The sequence below is a fragment of the Pseudoalteromonas sp. 1181_04 genome (genome assembly GCF_052850545.1).
This window is the reverse complement of record NZ_VXCS01000007.1, coordinates 141,673-160,010: the sequence shown is the minus strand read 5'-3', so window position 1 is coordinate 160,010 and position 18,338 is coordinate 141,673. Positions and strand designations below refer to the sequence as shown.

Below are 18,338 nucleotides of genomic sequence, written 5' to 3'. Positions count from 1 at the left end.
GGTGACAAGCTAAGTGGTTAAACGTTGGTTGAGTCGTTATTTAGCACGTAAGCGATTACTTGCTCAAAACGCACTAGTACAGCGCTATATAGTGATTGATTTAGAGTTGACTGGACTGGATCCAAAACTGCATGAAATCGTCTCGATTGCGTGGGTGTTGATAGAAAAGCAATGCATTAAATTGAGCCAAGCTCAGCACGCCATAAATAAAGAAGTGCTGCGCCTTGAGCAAAGTCCTGTTTATCATGGAATTGCCCAGCAAGATGTCGCTAATGGAAAAAGCTTAGCGGCTATTTTAGCTAAGCTAAGCGCTCATTTTTCGGATGCTATTTTGGTGTTTCATAATGCTACTTTAGATTGGGGATTTTTAAAGCAGGCATTTCAAGCACATAATATTGATGTGCAGCCTTTATTGATTATTGATACTTTTCAGATTGAAAAAAAGCGCCTGCACCAACAAGGCTATGAAATAGGCTTAGACGATTTAACTCTCAGTGCCTGCAGGGCGCGGTATGAGCTACCTCATTATGGTTGCCATCATGCACTTACCGATGCCATGGCTACCGCTGAATTACTGTTAGCACAATGCCATCAAATAAGCTGCGGTAAGAAGTTGAAATTGGCTGCGCTGGTTTAAAGTGATGCTAGCTTGAGTATTGTCGTAATTTATCGTAGCTGAATGACTGCTATAATTAGCATCTAAATCAACTCATAAGTATTAATTTTTATTTTCAAAAATAGGCTCTTATAGTGCGGTTATTCGGTACTGTGCTTGCTATTATAGGAGGCTGTTATTTTACTTTCTCGTTTGGTTTTTTATCTATGAAAAATAATTTACTGCCATCTTTAGCTGGCGTTTTAGTAAGCTTGTTTGTTGTATGGTGGCTACATGGGTTTTTATTGGTTGACCGCTGTTTAGACAGTGGTGGAGCTATTAATCATAAAACAAACTTATGCGTGGGCGCAAACGAGCAAATAATAGAACTTGCTACACCGTCAGGTATGTTAGTTATTTATGGTGTGGTGATTATGGCTTTGTCGCTATCAGTCAGTGTACTGCTGAAAAAGCTAGGTAAGCGCTAAGTTTTGAATTGAAGAGCGAACACGGCAGTTCGCTCTTAACTTTGAATGCTAACTGATAAAGCTCGCTGGCATTTTCACAGCAATTACGCTGCCTTTAACACAGATCACGTTGTTCGCTGATAGCGTGATGTCGACAATCACTTTGTTGGGTTTTACTTCAATGAAGCTACCTATTAGCTGCAGCTCTACCCCCATTGGAGTCGGCGCTAAAAAGTTAACATTTAAAGCCCCTGTAACAAAACGAAATGCAGGTTGAGTCCCCATCTCTCGCTCTGCATATCGATAAGCTATAGCAGCGGCACTGCCTGTACCATGGCAGTCAATCAGGGACGCAAGCAGCCCACCATAAACAAAGCCAGGGATTGCTGTATGGCAAGGTTGCGGCGTAAAGTGGGCGATAGTTTTATCGATATTGCCTTGATTTTGCTCATCCTGATACCAATAACTTTTTAATTGGTGACCCTGCTCATTGTTTTTGCCACAGCCATAACAATGGCTGAGCTCATCGGGGTAATAATCTTGAAAGGCTATATTGTTCATTAAAACTCCTAGTTCTAATTGGGTTATCCGATGACTCGTTGATCATCAATCACTTTGCCATCATCAGCTAAGCTGCCTAGCTCGACCAACTCAACACTGCCATTTAATTTTGTGTATTGTTTTAAGTTATCTAGCAATACGCCGGTGAGTTCCAGTTTAGTTAGCTCTGATTGGTCTTGATCGTATTCACACAATAGCTGCATTTTGTCTTGATGATCTTGTAGCTTGACCACTAAGCGCATTTTCTTTATCCCCTTAACACTGAGTCTAATTCGCTCTATTTGTTGAGGATGAACAAACATACCTTTTATTTTCGTGGTTTGATCGGCTCTACCTAACCAACCTTGAATGCGCATGTTAGTCCGACCACACGCACTTTGCCCTGGCTTGATAGCCGATAAGTCACCGGTTGCAAAACGGATTAACGGATAATCAGTATTGAAACTTGTAATAACCACTTCACCAATCTCACCATCTGCGACTGGAGTGAGGCTGCCTGGGCGCACAATTTCGACAATTAAATCTTCAGCGATAATTAACCCATCGTCAGCAATGGTTTCATAGCCAATTAAGCCTACATCGGCACTTGCGTAAGTCTGTAAGGTGTTGATACCTTGTTGTTTAAACGACTCGCGCAGTTCATGAGATAATGCCTCTCCAGTCACCAGTGCTTTTTTGAGGCTGCTAACGTCACGTTTAGTTGCCTGCGCTTTATCCAGTAATATTTTTAAAAAAGAGGGAGTGCCACAATAACCTTGCGGGTGTAAATCTTCTATTACGTCAAGTTGTTGATCTGTTTGCCCTGGGCCTGCGGGTATAACCACACAGCCACACGCACGCGCCCCTGAATCAAGAATAAAACCGCCAGGAGTCAAATGGTATGACAAACAATTTTGTACTAACTCACCTGCTCTAAACCCCGCAGCATGAAAGGCTTGGCCCATTCGCCACCAATCTTGCTGGCAATTTTCAGGGTCATAAATAGGCCCCGGTGATTGAAAAATTCGATTTATATGGCCACTTTTAGATGCGAGACCGCCAAGCGGAGGCTGTTGCTTTTGTATGTCTAAAAGGTCAGATTTTCTGGTGATCGGCAAAGTCGCTAGTTGTGAGCGAGTAGTGATATTCGTGGCATCAATGTTCGCTAATATAGCCTGATAATAGGGGCTGTTATTTTTTGCATAGGTAATAAAGTCAGCTAAACGGGACAATAAATTTTGTTCTCTGGTTTCAGAGTGTTGATGTTCATTGGCATGATAAAAATGGCTCATAATAGCTCCAGTAACATAGAAAAAGTAGAGAGATAGATAGGTTGATTACAACCAGCGTTTGCGACGTTTATATGACTTAAGATCTTTAAAGCTTTTACGTTCTTCGTTACCTCCACCGAGGTAAAACTCTTTTACATCTTCGTTGTTTAAAAGCTGCTCTTGTGTGCCATCTAATACAACTTTCCCTGATTCAATGATGTAACCATAATTAGCCGCTCTCAGTGCATAGTTGGCATTTTGTTCTACCAACAGCATAGTAATACCTTGATCTTGGTTAATCTTTTTTATGATTCCGAACACTTCTTTAACCAATAATGGCGATAACCCCATCGATGGCTCATCGAGGCAAATCATCTTTGGACGTGCCATTAATGCACGGCCAATTGCCAGCATTTGTTGTTCGCCACCTGATAAATATCCAGCTAAGCCTGTGCGTTCTTTTAAGCGAGGGAAATAGTGGTACACCATTTCAATGTCTTGATTTATTTGTGCGTCTTTGCGGGTAAAGGCGCCGAGTTTTAAGTTTTCTAGAGAGGTCATATCTTCGATGATACGACGCCCTTCCATAACCTGAAACAATCCACTGCGCACCACATCTTCGGCATTTTTATTGTCTATTCGTTCGCCCATAAAGGTAATGTCGCCTTTAGTGACTTCGCCATTTTCAGTTTTTAATAAGCCAGAAATGGCTTTTAAGGTGGTTGATTTTCCTGCGCCATTTGGCCCAAGTAGGGTGACTATTTCACCCTCTGGCACATCTAAACTAACACCACGTAAAACTTGGATGACTTCATCGTAAACAACTTCAATATTGTTAACGCTTAGAATTGGTGATGCAGGTTGTATTTTTATAGCTGCTTGTGACATAGCTAACTCCGTGAAAAATTAATAATTTATCAGCGGATGAAAATAACGAGATGCTTCATCCGCTGCTATGTTTAACGAGCTATTAAAAACCTAACCACGCATCACGGCGCTCAATGGTTACCAGTGATAACTCTTCAACGACGACATTGCCTTCGTTATAGTTGCCTTTGTAAATGTAAACTTGGTTAGTGCCACGGTGATCTTGTTCACTCCAGTTGCCCGCAAGGCATACGCCTTCAAGTCCTGCTGGTACCCAATCTTTACGGGCATACATGGCTTTTTTAATATTTTCACCGGTTATTCCGCCGTTATCTTTTGCCCATTCCATAGCCTCTTTCATAAAGAATGTTGAGCACACGCCACGAATGTAATGATGAACACGCTCTTCTTGGCCTGAAGGGTCTGATTGTTTTGAAATCTCCCTAACGAGTTTCATGCCAGGTACTTGATCAGTCCAAAACGGCGTCATAGCTGGAAATACATAATCTTTAATGCCTTCGCCCGCAGCTTGGAATATTTTTTTATCGCCCCCCCATATATTCGACATAAACTGAATATCGGTACCAACGGTGTTACATGATTTAACTAAAGACAATACTGAACCACCTAGATTGCCTATATATCCGTAATTTGAGCCTGAGCTTTTTAAGCTTAAACATTGCGCTTTAAAATCACCTGGTTTCATCGAAATAACAACCGCAGGTTGTACATCAAAGCCTAATTCGGTGGCGTACTCTGCACAGGCTTCTTTCGGTGCATTAGGGAAGGGGTGATTTGCACCAATATGAGTAAACTTAGGTTTGCCTTTGCCCCCCTTTTTTTGCCAGTCCTCAGCTGCCCACTGGACTAAACCGCGGCACGCATCTGAATAGGATGCGCCGTAAAAAAAGTTATAAGGAGCTGGTTTCTTTGTATGTGGGTTTTTACCCATAGGATCCGTTAAGTGGCCAGAGTAAGACGCTGAAAATACTGGTAGTTTATCTTTGGCTACAAATGAGATCAGTGCTTCGGTATCAGCGGTGCCCCAGCCTTGCATGGCAACCATGTTTTTACGCGAATGCCACTTTTTATAAGCGGCAATCGCTTGCGGCACTTTGTAAGCGTAATCAATTGTTTCATATTCGAGTTTAGTGCCATTGATGCCACCATTTTCGTTAATGTAAGCTAGGGAATCACGCACGCCGTCAGCGTAATTTTTACCAACAAAAGCTGTCGGGCCACTCATATCAGCTAGATGACCAACAAAGACTGAGTCTTCAGCGAATGTTTGTTGGCTGGTGCACAGCGCGCTTACTATTAATAGAGACGTTAATTTTGCCTTATGATTGTGCATAACTATTTCCTTTTTCTTTTTATGGCTAGATTGCCAATTATTTACGCATTAATGATGCTCATGTGTGTTGTATATGCTTAAGTTAGTGTCTATTGATTAGTACGAGAACGGGTAAAACTTCCAATAGTTTTTAATTTGTGCCCAGCGGTGTGCCATGCCTTGCGGCTCAAAAATAAGGAATAAGATAATCACTAAGCCAATGGCCATTTCTTTGATATAGGCCAGGCCATCAACCACCATTGGAATATTGCCCCAGTCGGTCATTTTCATTAAACCTACGCCGCTTTCGAGCACTTCAGGTAAAAACACCATAAATACCACACCCATTAAGGTGCCTTTAATTGAACCCAAGCCGCCGATGATGATCATGGCTAAAAATTGAATCGACATAAATAAGGTGAAGCCTTCGGCAGAAACATAGCCTAAGTAATGGGCATATAAGGCACCGCCAATACCGGCATAAAAAGACGATATACCAAAAGAGAGTAAGCGATATTTATTGAGCTTGATACCCATGATCTCAGCTGATAGATAATGGTCACGTACTGCAACAAAGGCGCGACCATCACGACTGCGCATCAGATTACAGCCCCAAATATACATAATAACTAAGGCTGCTAAGGCGATATAAAAGAAGCTTTCATCGCTATTAAAAACAAAGCCAAATATACTAATTGGGTCGGCAGATGAGCCGGCAGAACCACCAGAAAACCAGTCAGCACGGGCAAAGAAGTCTTCTAAAATAAACTGCGCAGCCAGTGTGGCTATAGCTAAGTACAAGCCTTTAATTCTTGAGGCCGGTAAACCAAACATCATGCCTACAGCCATTGTTAAAAAACCAGCCAGTGGAATACACAGCAATACAGGAATACCAAAGGAGATATTGAGCCATGCTGATGCAAAAGCACCAAAGCCAAAAAATGCGCCATGACCTAATGAAATTTGTCCGGTGTAACCGACCAAAATATTGAGCCCTAGTGCGGCTATCCCTAAATATGAAATTTGAATAAATAGGGTTAGGTAATATGCATCGACTAAGTATGGCGCTGCACATAATAGGGCAATTGCGAAAATTGCCACATTTTTGATGGTTGTTGTTTCAAAAATTGTATTATCTTGTTTATAACTGGTGCGGAAATCGCCGCAGGGTCTCATGGTTAAACTGGACATAATAAACTCCTAAAATTTACCTTTATCTGCACTTGTTAGGCGCTATTGATGCACCTAAATCGGCTTGTTTAAATACGTTCAATATCTTTTGTGCCGAACAAACCGTATGGTTTGAACCAAAGGATGACGAGCAACACGTAAAATGGTGCGATGTCATACATATTGCCAACATGCAGATATTGGCTGTCGAAAAACTCAGCGACATTCTCTAATACACCAATGATCAAACCACCGACAATAGCGCCGATGATAGAATCTAAACCGCCAAGAATAACTGCAGGGAAAACTTTGATACCAATTAATGACAGTGAATTTGAAACCCCGTTTACCATGCCAATAACAATTCCAGCTGTGGCTGAAACCGTAGCAGCAATACCCCAGCTCATAGCAAAAACTTGTTTTACCGAAATACCTAAGCTTTGTGCAATCTGTTGATCAAAGGCTGTGGCTCGCATTGCTAAACCGTATTTTGAATGTTTAAAGAATAGATAGAAGGCAACCATAATTATTAAGGCGATTATGGTGCTCATTAAGTAAGCGGCTTCAATGTTCAAGCCAAATATTTGGATGCTATTAGTGGTAAATACTTGCGGGTAACTTTGCGCTGAAACACCAAAAATCCATTTCATCAAGGCTTGAAAAAAGATTGATAAGCCAATGGTGATCATGATCACTGAGATTATAGGTTCACCTATCATCGGGCGTAAAACAATCATTTGCAGCAGCACACCAAAGATTGCCATAAAGGCCATTGTCAGTAAAAAGCCCACTACAAAAGGCAGCTCTAAATAAATCAGTACTGCCCAGCATACCCAGGCACCCACTAATAAAAACTCACCTTGGGCAAAGTTTACAATTTGCGTTGATTTGTACACTAATACAAAGCACATCCCAACGACGCCATAGAGTAAGCCGACAATTAAACCATTGACGATTAGTTGAATTAGCAATTCAAAATTCATGAGACTCTCCGTGTTATGTTGATAGTGTTATCAGCAGCCGTGCAGGCTGTTTCGATCAGCGAAGTGACTTTAAGCTGGGTTTGAATACGGGTTTTAGTACCATCTTGAAATACCACCATGGTATCAATATCAACATTTTCCTTGTTGTCATAAATGGATGAAATAATGTCGCCATATTTATCCGCAATAACACTACGGCGAACTTTACGGGTTCGTGTTAATTCGCCATCATCGGCATCAAGTTCTTTGTAAAGTAATAAAAATTTATGGATTTTTTGTGATTCAGGAAGTGACTCATTGACGCGCATTATTTCTTCGCCAATTTTTTCGTACACTTCAGGCAGGGTTGATAAGTTGGTGTAGTTGGTAAACGACAGCCCTTGTTGCTCAGCCCATTTCGCAACAATACTAAAACGAATACAAATGATGGCTGATAGATAAGGCTTTGCTTTACCTAAAATAACGGCTTCGCCAATAAATGAAGAAAACTTAAGTTTGTTTTCTATATATTGAGGAGAATATTGTGCGCCGTCGCTGGTGCAAGCGAGATCTTTGATCCGATCAATCACCACTAAATGGCCAGACGGTTTAAAGTAACCGGCATCACCTGTTTGCATCCAGCCGTCAATCACGTCTTCATCATAGGCTTGTTGATTATTAAGGTAGCCACTAAACATTCCGACTGTTTTAGCAATAACTTCGCCAATACCGGCTTTATCGGGATTAATGACTTTAATTTGTGCATTATCAAACGCGACGCCAACACTGTCGTAGTCAACATCGGCTTCATGATGGATGGTGTAAGCTCCGCACATTTCTGTTTGGCCGTAGAGTTGGCGTAAAGGCACACCAATGGTTTGGAAAAACTTAAAGGTGTCAGGCCCCATCGCAGCTCCGCCGGTGGCAGCCGATTTTAAGAATGAAAAACCGAGTCGATCACGAAGTGCTTTTAGCAGTAGAATTTCAGCTAGCCATGATTTTTTGCCTGTTACTTGGCTTTGCTCAGCCAGCTTCATGGCAAAATTAAATAGCTTTCTTTTAAAAGGTGTTGAATCCATCATACGGGTTTGTACGTCAGCTAAAATGCCTTCCCATACCCGTGGTGCTAATAGTACAAAGCTGGGGCCAATTTCTCGTAGGTCAGCCATGAGTGTTTCTTGTTCTTCAACAAAATTTACAATTTGACGGGCGATCAGTGCTTGGCCAATTGCATAGACTTGCTCCATGATCCAAGGTAAGGGCAATACAGATACATAGTTGTCGCCAGCTTGACGCGGGTCAGCACGTAAATATGAACTACAGTGCTTAATAAAATTGCCACCATTGAGTAGGGCAATTTTGGGTTTTGATGTGGTACCTGAAGTGGTGCAGTAAATAGCAATGTCGTCAGGGGCTGAGGCATCTATCATGGCTTGATAACGATCAGGGTATGCTTGTTCGAGTTCTTGGCCCAGTGTGTATAGGGTATTGATATCTATAAGTCGCGAGTCGTTGTATTTGCGCATACCTCTTGGGTCGCAATAAACAATGAATTTTACTTGCTCTATGCCATCACCTAAATCAAGTAATTTATCGCATTGCTCTTCGTTTTCAGCAATCACAACGGTTGCGCCACTGCTAGCGAGTAAATAGATTACTTCGTCATGCATTGAATCTTGATAAATACCTAATGAATGGCAACGTAAAGCGTGAGCAGCAATTTCGCCCCATATCCATTCTGGGCGGTTATCACCAAGTAAGGCAATGGTATCATCTGTATTCACGCCTTTGTTACTCAACGCGAGCGACAACCACTTTACTTTATTGTTATATTCGGCCCAGCTGAACTCGTTCCAAATACCAAACTCTTTTTCTCGCATCGCCACCATATCAGGCCAATGCGTGGCATTGTGTTGTAGAATTTTGGGGAAGGTATTCAGTTCACCCATCTCAAAATCTTGATTGATTTGGCTAGTCATTAACTTACCTCCTCTAAGGTGGCTGGCTCTGCGTCGTCTTCAAGACCAAGGTAGGCACGTTTAACATAGGGGTCAGCCATGACTTCGTGTGGTAAACCAGAAATTAATTTTTTACCAAAATCCAGCACCATAACTTCATGAGAAATATCCATTACAACTCCCATATCATGTTCAATCATAACGACCGTAATACCGAATTCTTCATTTAAATCGAGGATGTATCTGGCCATGTCTTCTTTTTCTTCCAGATTCATTCCAGCCATTGGTTCGTCAAGTAAAATCAGTTTTGGGTTTAGAGCCATTGCACGAGCTAATTCAACGCGTTTACGAAGCCCGTAAGACAAGGTGCCAGCGATGGATTTTCTGATATGAGAGATCTCAAGGAAGTCGATCACTTCTTCTACTTTTCTACGGTGAGCGAGTTCTTCTTTTTGCGCCCCAGAAGCCCAATATAACGGCCCTGTTAACCAATTGTTTTTTAATAAGTGATGGCGACCAACCATAATATTATCGAGCACTGACATATGGCCAAATAAGGCTAAGTTTTGAAAAGTACGGCCCATACCTAAGTCTGCGCGGTCATTGGGTTTTAAGTGGGTAACATCTTGATCTGCAAAGGTGATTTTTCCACTGTTAGGTTGATAGCGGCCAGAAATGCAATTGAGCATTGATGTTTTACCAGCCCCATTTGGGCCAATAATTGAAAATACAGAGCCTTTAGTCACCGAAAAACTAACATCTGTTAAGGCTTTAACACCACCAAAGGCTAGCGATATTTGCTCTATATTGAGTATCGATGTTGTCATACTCATACTCCTAAATTTAACTGAGAATAAAAATGAATAACGAATGCGTTGAAAAATAAGAGGGGGTGAACCCTCTTTAAAATGTATTAACGGTTGGGGTCGTTATTACACACAACAAACATTAGAAAGTGTTCTGTCAGCTAGAGGATGTATCTCATTGTGGCTTGTAGGTAATTTGAATCTTTATCTAACTCATCAATTGAAAAGTTACCGACTTCAATACCCACTTCGAGTTCTTTAGTTAAGTTTTGAAAGAGGTTTATACCCCATTGCGTACGCTCACGATTGGATACATCTCCATCAACTTTGCCGTACAGCACGCTTGAACGCAGTGAATCATTCCAAAAATGACGATAGGCAACTAATACAGAGGTAATATCTTCAACTTCTTCACCATAGAGATCTTTAACAGCCGCAGCCCCTACATAGCGGCCTAAATCACCTTTATGAATTTGTAGGCGTAAGTCATCTTTTCCTGTTGTTTTAATTCGTGCCGCAACAGATGCGCCAAAGGCGCTTTCAGTGTTACCTGATAAGGTATGTAATTGCCGTGCTAAGCCAGAAATAGAGACATTGCCCCAATCACCTTTGATGTTATAGCGTGCGATTAAATCAGGAATATTATCGTTTGCGGTATCGCCCCCCCAGCTCTCAGGATTTTCAATGGATACTTGGAAGTTGCCCATGTTATAACGTACTTGTCCTTGACGAATAAATACTAGACCTGTTGTTGCGCCAGCAAAATCGGCAGTTTCAGGAATTGCGCTAGTATTCATAAAGGTTGACCAAGTTTGGCCAACAGTGAGATCTTTGTAGTTTATAAAAGCATGTCGGATGCGCGGGTTAGCTGAGTTAGAGACAATTTCATTACCGCCGCCGCCCCAAAAATCCATTTCGATGAAGCCTGTTATCTCGCCGTGTTGGTATTTAGTATTGAAACGGGTTTCGTTAGCAAAGATACGAAACTGGGATGCGTCTTCTTCTAAAGCAATGCCATCACCAATCCAGTAATCACGATAGGCAATGTCACCGTCAACGTATCGTGCATCAATTTTAATGTAGCCACCGAAGGTTAATTTATCGTTTTCAGTTATGTTGATCTCGTAGCCTGCCAGTGCGGATGTACTGGCAGTAAGAAAAGCAGATGTAAGCAGTAATTTTTTATATTGTGTGTTGAACATCGACCAAATTCCTTTGTTATTATGTGTGATTCATACTAGGTGAGTCGAAAAAATCAACAATTGTAAATAAGGGCTAGTACCTTGCGCTTAGTCCTTTAGTCCAATGTTATATGCTGTGTTTTACGGGCAAAGTAAGCATTGAAAATAATAATAAATACAATTTGATACAAAGAAGAGCGCGATGTTTTCTAATTGGTTGTTGGTTAGTGTAAGTATTGGTTACATTAGTTTGTTATTTCTAATTGCCCACCTTGGGGGCAAGTATCGACATAAGCTAGTTGCCAAACAGCATGCTATTATTTATGCCTTATCATTAGGGGTTTACTGTACGTCTTGGGGGTTTCTAGGTACTTCAGCGCAGGCGGCAAATAGCTCTTTTTCTTATATTTCGGTTTATTTAGCCCCTATTTTATTATTTATATTTGCTTGGCCTTTTATTCAGCGGATCATAAAAACCTGCCTCAAACTCAAAAGTACTTCCATTGCTGATTTACTTTCGGCTCGGTTTGGTAAATCACAAAGCTTAGCCTTGTTGGTAACGTTAGTGGCCATGATTGGCACCTTGCCTTATATTGCTTTGCAGCTTAAAGCGATTGTTTACTCTTATAAAATTTTACAGCAAAGCCAAGATTTTCCGATTTGGCAATTAGGTTTAATCGTTAGCCTGATTTTAGCTGGATTCACCATTATCTTTGGCATTCGAACTATCGATGTAACAGAGCGTCATCCCGGCGTCATGATAGCGATTGCCTTTGAATCGTTAGTTAAACTGATCGCTTTTTTACTTGTTGGCTTATTTGTATCATTTGTTATTTATGATTCCCCCGCTGATATTTGGCAAAAGTCACAAGATTACGTGTCCTTATCGCAGCAGTTTGAAAGCTATAACCTAGTAGGTATGGTGGGTTTATTGATCATCGTTATGTCAGCTTTTTTATGTTTACCAAGGCAATTTCAAGTTATGTTTGTTGAAATTAAAGAGCAAAAAACCAGTAATTTAGCACGTTGGTTATTGCCTATTTATATCTTGGTATTCGCATTTTTTGCAGGCCCTATAGGCCTTGCTGGCACATTAAATTATGGTCACTCTTTAGACCCTGACGCGTATGTTTTATTTTTGCCCGCTTATAACGGCCAAGAGTGGTTGTCGCTATTTGCATTTTTAGGAGCGGTTTCTGCGGCAAGTTCAATGGTAATTGTATCGACCATTGCTTTGAGTACTATGCTCAGTAATGAAATTGTTTTTCCATTAATTTTTAAATTAGCACCTCGTAAGCACCACGACTTTTTACACTTTCAATCCCGATTATTATTGATCCGAAAAATATTAGTGGTGGTGGTTATTGCACTTAGTTATTGCATGTTACTGGTATCTCCCCCTGATACGCTGGCATCACTTGGGGAGGTTGCGTTTGGCGCGATTGCGCAAATAGGGCCTGCATTGGTTGCTGCTTTTTTTTGGCGAAGAGCAACTCAAAAGGGCGTTTTTTGGGGCATGTTTTGTGGTTTCTCTATTTGGGCACTGTTTAATTTATTACCACAGCTTGGGTTTTATGCACACCCGTTAAGCAATACAAATTGGCCTGCTACAACGGTGGCTACCTTGTTTGGCTTGGCTATTAACCTTATTGTGCTGTTTATTGTTTCACAGCTTACTCGGCAAAATATTCGCGAAGAAATGCAGAGTAAATATTTCTATGAAACCGATAATAAACAAGATTCACATCTGCCTAAACAACCAAAAATAGATCGTCAGGAACTCGAGCTGTTAATTGCTCGCTTTATTGGTCAAGACAAAGCAGCCGAGTGCTTTGCTGAATTTAATCAATCACATAAAATTAAAAAGCATAAAACCTATAATGAGGCTTTATTACTGCATGCAGAGCAGACATTAGCGAGTGTAATGGGCTCGGCATCAGCCAAATTGGTGATTTCTTTTGCTTTGGCTGGTCGTGATATCGCATTTGATCAAGTTGCTAAAATTGTTGAGGATAACTCTACTCAACAACTTGAATTTAGTCGTTCAGTATTGCAAGGAGCGATTGAAAATACCAGTGAAGGGATCTCTGTGATAGATGCTAATTTGAATTTAGTAGCATGGAATAAGCAGTATCTAGATATTTTTAATTACCCTAAAAATTTAATCTATATTGGTTGCCCAATTAGCCAGTTGATCCGCTTCAACCTTAGCAATCAAAATCGCTATATACATAATATTGAGGGGCAGGTTAATAAACGTCTTGAGTACTTAAAAGCCGGTAGTAAGCATAAATCAGAGCGAAAGTTAGCCAATGGTAAGGTGCTGTTAATTGAAGGGAACCCAATACCTGGTGGAGGATTTGTGATGATTTTCTCAGATATTACGGAGTTTCGCCGAGCAGAAAATTATTTAAAAGAAGAAAACACCGATCTTGAAAGTCGTGTTCTTGCGCGCACGACAGAATTAGAACTAGCAAACTTAGAGCTTGAAAAAGCCAATCGAGAACTCGCTGATGCAAGGTTAAAAGCAGAGCAGGCTCATTTGAAAAAGAGTCAATATTTAAGAGCCTGTAGTCATGATCTTTTGCAACCATTGTCGGCTGCTCGGTTGTTTTCTTCTGCGGTATGTTTGAGCCCTAGAGTGTCAATACAAGAGCGTGAGCAAATTAAGAAAATTGATAATTCGTTAGAGATAGCAAATAACCTATTACTTGATTTAAATGAAATTGCGCGGATTGAAAGTGGCAATATCACCCCTGTTTTCAATGACATTGCACTGGAGCGGGTATTTAGTATGTTGCATTCGGAGTTTTCTGCCTTGAGTAAAGATTATAAAATTGATTTTCGCTGTCACTCAAGTCAATTATTTATCCGCACAGATCTAACTTTGCTAACGCGGATTGTGCAAAACTTTTTAAGTAATGCATTTCGCTATGCAAATAACGGTAAAGTATTGCTGGGTTGTCGTCGTAAGGGCAATTACTTAAGTATTCAAGTAATTGATAACGGACCTGGCATCCCCGAAGATAAGCAGCAAGAAGTATTTGAACAATTTACACAATTATCGACGCAAATGATTGGCCCTAAAGGCTTGGGGTTGGGTTTAAATATTGCACAAAGCCTGGCTAATATTCTTGAGCATAAGGTTGGCTTGGTATCAGAGCCTGAGCATGGCTGCTTGTTTAGCGTTGAAGTACCGATTGTAAACCGTGTACAGCAAACAAAGCCGACACTTGCCCCTAAGAATATGACTTTGCAAGGAGTTGGGGTGCTATGTATTGATAACGAAAAAGATGTTATTGCAGGTATGACCGAGCTTTTAACAGCCTGGAAATGTCGTGTATTTACCGCGACAACCGCAGCTGAGGCGTCTGCACTTTATAAAACACATGAAGATGAAATTGATATTCTCTTAGTTGATTATCAACTTAGTGCTGAACCAATGTTCCCCGCTAACCCTTTGCATATTGTAACAGTAGACTACTCTGAGCGTCAGGAGCAAAAGCCTCACTCGGAGCATCTTGATGGCTGTAATGGCATTGAATTAATCAAGCGTATTCGAGCAATCAGCCAGTATCCATTACCTGCGATTTTAATCACCGCAACAACTGATGAGTTAGTGCAAGTACAGGCAAAGCAAGCCGATATTGGCTATTTGCGGAAAATCATCAAGCCCGTCGCATTACGGGCGTTGATGAGTGCTTTATTAACTAAACAGCTAGAAAAAAATTATAATAGTTAATGGCGATGAAAAGGTGAAAGTGATGCTTGTGCCAGTTGCTGCTCGTTTAATAAAATCACGGCTTGAGTTCGACTTTTTACCCCAAGTTTTAAGTATATTGTGCTGGCATGGCTTTTGATTGTAGATTCAGACAAGCTAAGTTCGTAGGCGATTTGTTTATTTAACAAACCATCGGCAAACATGTGTAATATTTTATGCTGTTGGGGCGTTAATGTTGCTAACTTTTCTGCTTGCTGTTGCTCTGGCGTATTTTTATTGTGATCATCGGTGGGTGTCCATAGTTTGCCTTGTAGCACATCTTCTATTGCTTTTATCATCTCAGGGACGGGAGTTGATTTAGGTATAAAGCCTGCTGCACCCAGGCTCATCGCTTTGCGTATGGTATCAGGCTCTTCAAAACCTGATACGACAATCACCCCTATTTCAGGATACAGCTCACGTATATTACTCAGCGTATTAAAACCCTGTGCACCCGGAATATCAAGATCGAGTAAGATCAGATCAACATCTGTGGTGTTTGCTAATTTGTGCTCTAATTCGGGAATTGTTTCGGCTTCAAGTAGGCAAGCATTATTAAAGCTTGATTCCAGCATAAGTAATAGTGCTTGTCGAAACAGCGGGTGATCATCTGCAATTAAGATTTTTGTGTGTGTTGTCATTTTATTTCTAACCTAATGTTTAGATTAATGATCTTTTAGTTTCATCAATTGTTTTTTGATTGAATAGTGTTCGTTGTCTTGAATAAAGTAACGCTATTATAAAATAATTCAATAATAATAAACCTAAATAGCATAAATTGACTAAAATTCACTCGTGAAAATGAACCTATAAGCGCTGTTTTATTCTATGTTATGAGTAGATATCAGGAAGAAAGGAGAGGGAGTAAACATTTATTTAATCTTGCCTTTTATATTCAGATTAAAGGTCGATTACCAAAATTGCAGCATCAAAAGCAGGCTTAACACATTTATTTAACTTTCCCTCTTATAATCAAGACAAAGGTCGATTACCAAAATTGCAGCATCAAAAGCGGGCTTAAAACATTTATTTAACTTTCCCTCTTATAATCAAGACAAAGGTCGATTACAATACGCGCATCTAAAAGGCAGGTTGCCTTTATCTGCAAGCAACTAGAGTGGATTTTCTTCTTCATGGCAATCAAACTTGCAATCAATGGTTTTGGTCGAATTGGTCGAAATATTGTTCGCGCTCTTTATGAATCGGGCTTAAGCGACGAGATCAAAATTGTTGCGATTAATGAACTTGCTGATCCTCAAGGGATCGCTCATCTTCTTAAATATGATACGTCTCATGGCCGTTTTGCGTTTCCAGTTACTTTAGGTGAAGACACCTTATCGGTAGCGGGCGATACAATTGCTTTATTTGCAGAACAAAACCCGCGTGAATTACCTTGGCAGTTACTTGATGTTGATGTGGTTTTAGAATGTACTGGTGTGTATCACTCTCGTGAACATGCGCAGTTACATCTTGATGCTGGCGCAAAGAAAGTCTTATTTTCTCAGCCCGCAGATGCGGATGTTGATGCCACTATTGTTTATGGTATCAATGATGATGAACTACTCGCTGAGCATACGATTGTCTCTAATGGATCATGTACCACAAACTGTATAGTACCGGTGATTAAAGTACTTGATGATGCCTTTGGTATAGAATCAGGGGCGATTACGACTATTCATGCGTCGATGAATGATCAGCAAGTAATTGATGCTTATCATCATGATTTACGTCGTACCCGCGCTGCGAGTCAGTCGATTATTCCCGTTGATACTAAATTAGCGCGCGGTATTGAGCGTATTTTACCTAAGTTCCATGGCCGCTTTGAAGCTATTTCGGTGCGAGTACCTACTATCAATGTTACTGCGATGGATTTGAGTGTGACTGTCAACGCCGATGTTGATTTAAAAGCGGTGAATAAGGTATTAAAAGCAGCAGCGAGAGACCGCCTAGAAGGTATTTTAAGTTATACCGAAGAGCCATTGGTCTCGGTTGATTTTAATCATGACCCACATTCTTGTATTATAGATGGCACACAGACACGAGTCAGTCATAAACGACTGATAAAGTTGTTAGTGTGGTGTGATAATGAGTGGGGGTTTGCTAATAGAATGCTCGATACAGCACGAGTGATGATGGCAGCAAGTAATTAATATAAAAGTTCAAACCTAAAAATAAAACCTATATATTTCAAGTCAGTATCGTTAACTAAGGAGAAGTCCATGTCGGTCATAAATATGGCGGATTTAGATTTAAACGGCAAACGCGTGTTAATTCGTGAAGATTTAAATGTACCAGTAAAAGCAGGTAAAGTGACCTCAGATGCACGTATTCGTGCTGCATTACCGAGTATTAAATTAGCCCTTGAAAAAGGCGCTAAAGTAATGGTTATGTCACACCTAGGCCGCCCTACGGAAGGGGAATATGATGAAGCGTTTTCTTTAGCGCCAGTTGTTGATTACCTTAATGAAGCACTTGAACAAAATGTACGTCTTGAAAAAGATTACTTAAATGGCGTTGAAATTGCTGATAATGAAGTGGTCGTTTTTGAAAACGTACGCTTTAATGTTGGCGAAAGCAAAGATGACGAAGCGTTATCTAAAAAGCTTGCTGCATTATGTGATGTGTATGTAATGGATGCATTTGGTACCGCCCATCGTGCTCAAGCGTCTACCCATGGCGTTGGTTTATTTGCAGATGTTGCTTGTGCAGGCCCACTATTGGCGGCTGAATTAGAGGCATTAGGTAAAGCACTTGATAACCCAGCTCGTCCATTAGTGGCGATTGTGGGCGGCTCTAAAGTATCAACTAAACTAACAGTACTTGATTCACTTTCAACGATTGTTGATCAATTAGTCACTGGTGGCGGTATTGCAAATACCTTTATTGCTGCGGCAGGCTACCCGGTTGGTAAGTCATTATACGAAGCTGACCTAATTGATGAAGCAAATAAGCTAAGTGCGGCTGCTAAAAGTAATAATGGTGAAATACCAGTACCTACTGATGTGGTTGTTGGCAATGAGTTTTCAGAATCAGCCGTTGCAACATTAAAAGATGTTAGCGAAGTAACAGACACAGATATGATTTTTGATATTGGCCCAGATACAGCGAGCAAACTTGCAAAAATTATTGCTAATGCAGGTACTGTTGTATGGAATGGTCCGGTAGGTGTATTTGAATTTGACCAGTTTGGTAATGGCACCCGTGCTATTGCTCAAGCAATCGCTAATTCAAATGCGTTCTCAATAGCTGGTGGCGGTGATACGTTAGCAGCGATTGATAAATACGGCATTGCCGATAAAATTTCGTATATTTCAACTGGCGGTGGTGCTTTCCTTGAGTTTTTAGAAGGGAAAAAATTACCAGCAGTTGCTATGCTTGAACAACGCGCTAAGTAATTAGCGTTTACTCAATGTAGTTAGCAATCGTTA

Annotated in this window: 15 protein-coding genes; 5 read left to right on the top strand and 10 right to left on the bottom strand. The window is 40.7% G+C overall.

The window, feature by feature from the left end:
- The first annotated feature begins 13 nt into the window (after nucleotides 1-13).
- Together FW757_RS07755 and FW757_RS07750 are read left to right on the top strand one after the other, a co-directional pair.
- Nucleotides 14-637 (top strand): 3'-5' exonuclease, encoded by a 624-nt coding sequence (locus FW757_RS07755; RefSeq protein ID WP_182830459.1) that lies wholly within the window; start codon nucleotides 14-16, stop codon nucleotides 635-637.
- Between the two features lie 185 nt (nucleotides 638-822).
- Nucleotides 823-1,083 (top strand): hypothetical protein, encoded by a 261-nt coding sequence (locus FW757_RS07750; RefSeq protein ID WP_149982125.1) that lies wholly within the window; start codon nucleotides 823-825, stop codon nucleotides 1,081-1,083.
- A 48-nt stretch (nucleotides 1,084-1,131) separates the two neighbouring features.
- On the opposite strand, the gene FW757_RS07745 is transcribed toward FW757_RS07750, so the two are convergent.
- The 9 genes from FW757_RS07745 to FW757_RS07705 all read right to left on the bottom strand — a co-directional run bounded on the left by FW757_RS07745 (nucleotide 1,132) and on the right by FW757_RS07705 (nucleotide 11,171).
- Nucleotides 1,132-1,623 carry a PaaI family thioesterase gene (locus FW757_RS07745; RefSeq protein WP_145235331.1) on the bottom strand — a complete coding sequence of 164 codons (492 nt, stop codon included), beginning with the start codon at nucleotides 1,621-1,623 and terminating at the stop codon, nucleotides 1,132-1,134.
- A 23-nt stretch (nucleotides 1,624-1,646) separates the two neighbouring features.
- Nucleotides 1,647-2,894, bottom strand: a complete 1,248-nt coding sequence (locus tag FW757_RS07740; protein ID WP_182830460.1) for a phenylacetate--CoA ligase family protein — start codon at nucleotides 2,892-2,894, stop codon at nucleotides 1,647-1,649.
- Between the two features lie 45 nt (nucleotides 2,895-2,939).
- Nucleotides 2,940-3,761: an ABC transporter ATP-binding protein gene (locus tag FW757_RS07735; RefSeq protein ID WP_145235336.1), complete on the bottom strand. Its 822-nt coding sequence runs from the start codon at nucleotides 3,759-3,761 to the stop codon at nucleotides 2,940-2,942.
- Nucleotides 3,762-3,843: 82 nt separating this feature from the next.
- On the bottom strand, nucleotides 3,844-5,094 hold the full coding sequence (locus tag FW757_RS07730) for an ABC transporter substrate-binding protein (RefSeq protein WP_145235338.1): 1,251 nt from the start codon (nucleotides 5,092-5,094) through the stop codon (nucleotides 3,844-3,846).
- Between the two features lie 96 nt (nucleotides 5,095-5,190).
- On the bottom strand, nucleotides 5,191-6,264 hold the full coding sequence (locus FW757_RS07725) for a branched-chain amino acid ABC transporter permease (protein WP_149982122.1): 1,074 nt from the start codon (nucleotides 6,262-6,264) through the stop codon (nucleotides 5,191-5,193).
- Between the two features lie 68 nt (nucleotides 6,265-6,332).
- Entirely contained in the window at nucleotides 6,333-7,226 is an 894-nt protein-coding gene (locus FW757_RS07720; RefSeq protein ID WP_182797579.1) for a branched-chain amino acid ABC transporter permease, read from the bottom strand.
- The gene (locus tag FW757_RS07715; protein WP_145235344.1) at nucleotides 7,223-9,184 is read right to left on the bottom strand and encodes a long-chain fatty acid--CoA ligase; all 1,962 of its coding nucleotides are present in this window, start codon (nucleotides 9,182-9,184) and stop codon (nucleotides 7,223-7,225) included. Before FW757_RS07715 ends, FW757_RS07720 begins: the two co-directional genes overlap by 4 nt.
- Entirely contained in the window at nucleotides 9,184-9,990 is an 807-nt protein-coding gene (locus FW757_RS07710; protein WP_182717177.1) for an ABC transporter ATP-binding protein, read from the bottom strand. The genes FW757_RS07715 and FW757_RS07710 overlap by 1 nt, the downstream gene beginning before the upstream one ends.
- Before the next feature lie 140 nt (nucleotides 9,991-10,130).
- On the bottom strand, nucleotides 10,131-11,171 hold the full coding sequence (locus FW757_RS07705) for a DcaP family trimeric outer membrane transporter (RefSeq protein ID WP_145235348.1): 1,041 nt from the start codon (nucleotides 11,169-11,171) through the stop codon (nucleotides 10,131-10,133).
- A gap of 181 nt (nucleotides 11,172-11,352) precedes the next feature.
- Between FW757_RS07705 and FW757_RS07700 the strand changes: the two genes are divergently transcribed.
- Complete coding sequence (locus FW757_RS07700) at nucleotides 11,353-14,892, top strand: hybrid sensor histidine kinase/response regulator (protein ID WP_182767248.1); 3,540 nt, start codon at nucleotides 11,353-11,355, stop codon at nucleotides 14,890-14,892.
- Here the strand turns inward: FW757_RS07700 and FW757_RS07695 are convergent.
- Complete coding sequence (locus FW757_RS07695; RefSeq protein ID WP_145235355.1) at nucleotides 14,889-15,551, bottom strand: response regulator transcription factor; 663 nt, start codon at nucleotides 15,549-15,551, stop codon at nucleotides 14,889-14,891. The two genes, FW757_RS07700 and FW757_RS07695, sit on opposite strands and share 4 nt — an antisense overlap.
- Nucleotides 15,552-16,043: 492 nt before the next feature.
- On the opposite strand from FW757_RS07695, the gene epd reads away from it, so the two are divergent.
- Complete coding sequence (epd, locus tag FW757_RS07690) at nucleotides 16,044-17,060, top strand: erythrose-4-phosphate dehydrogenase (RefSeq protein WP_145235357.1); 1,017 nt, start codon at nucleotides 16,044-16,046, stop codon at nucleotides 17,058-17,060.
- Nucleotides 17,061-17,129: 69 nt separating this feature from the next.
- The gene (locus FW757_RS07685) at nucleotides 17,130-18,305 is read left to right on the top strand and encodes a phosphoglycerate kinase (protein WP_145235359.1); all 1,176 of its coding nucleotides are present in this window, start codon (nucleotides 17,130-17,132) and stop codon (nucleotides 18,303-18,305) included.
- Nucleotides 18,306-18,338: the final 33 nt, after the last annotated feature.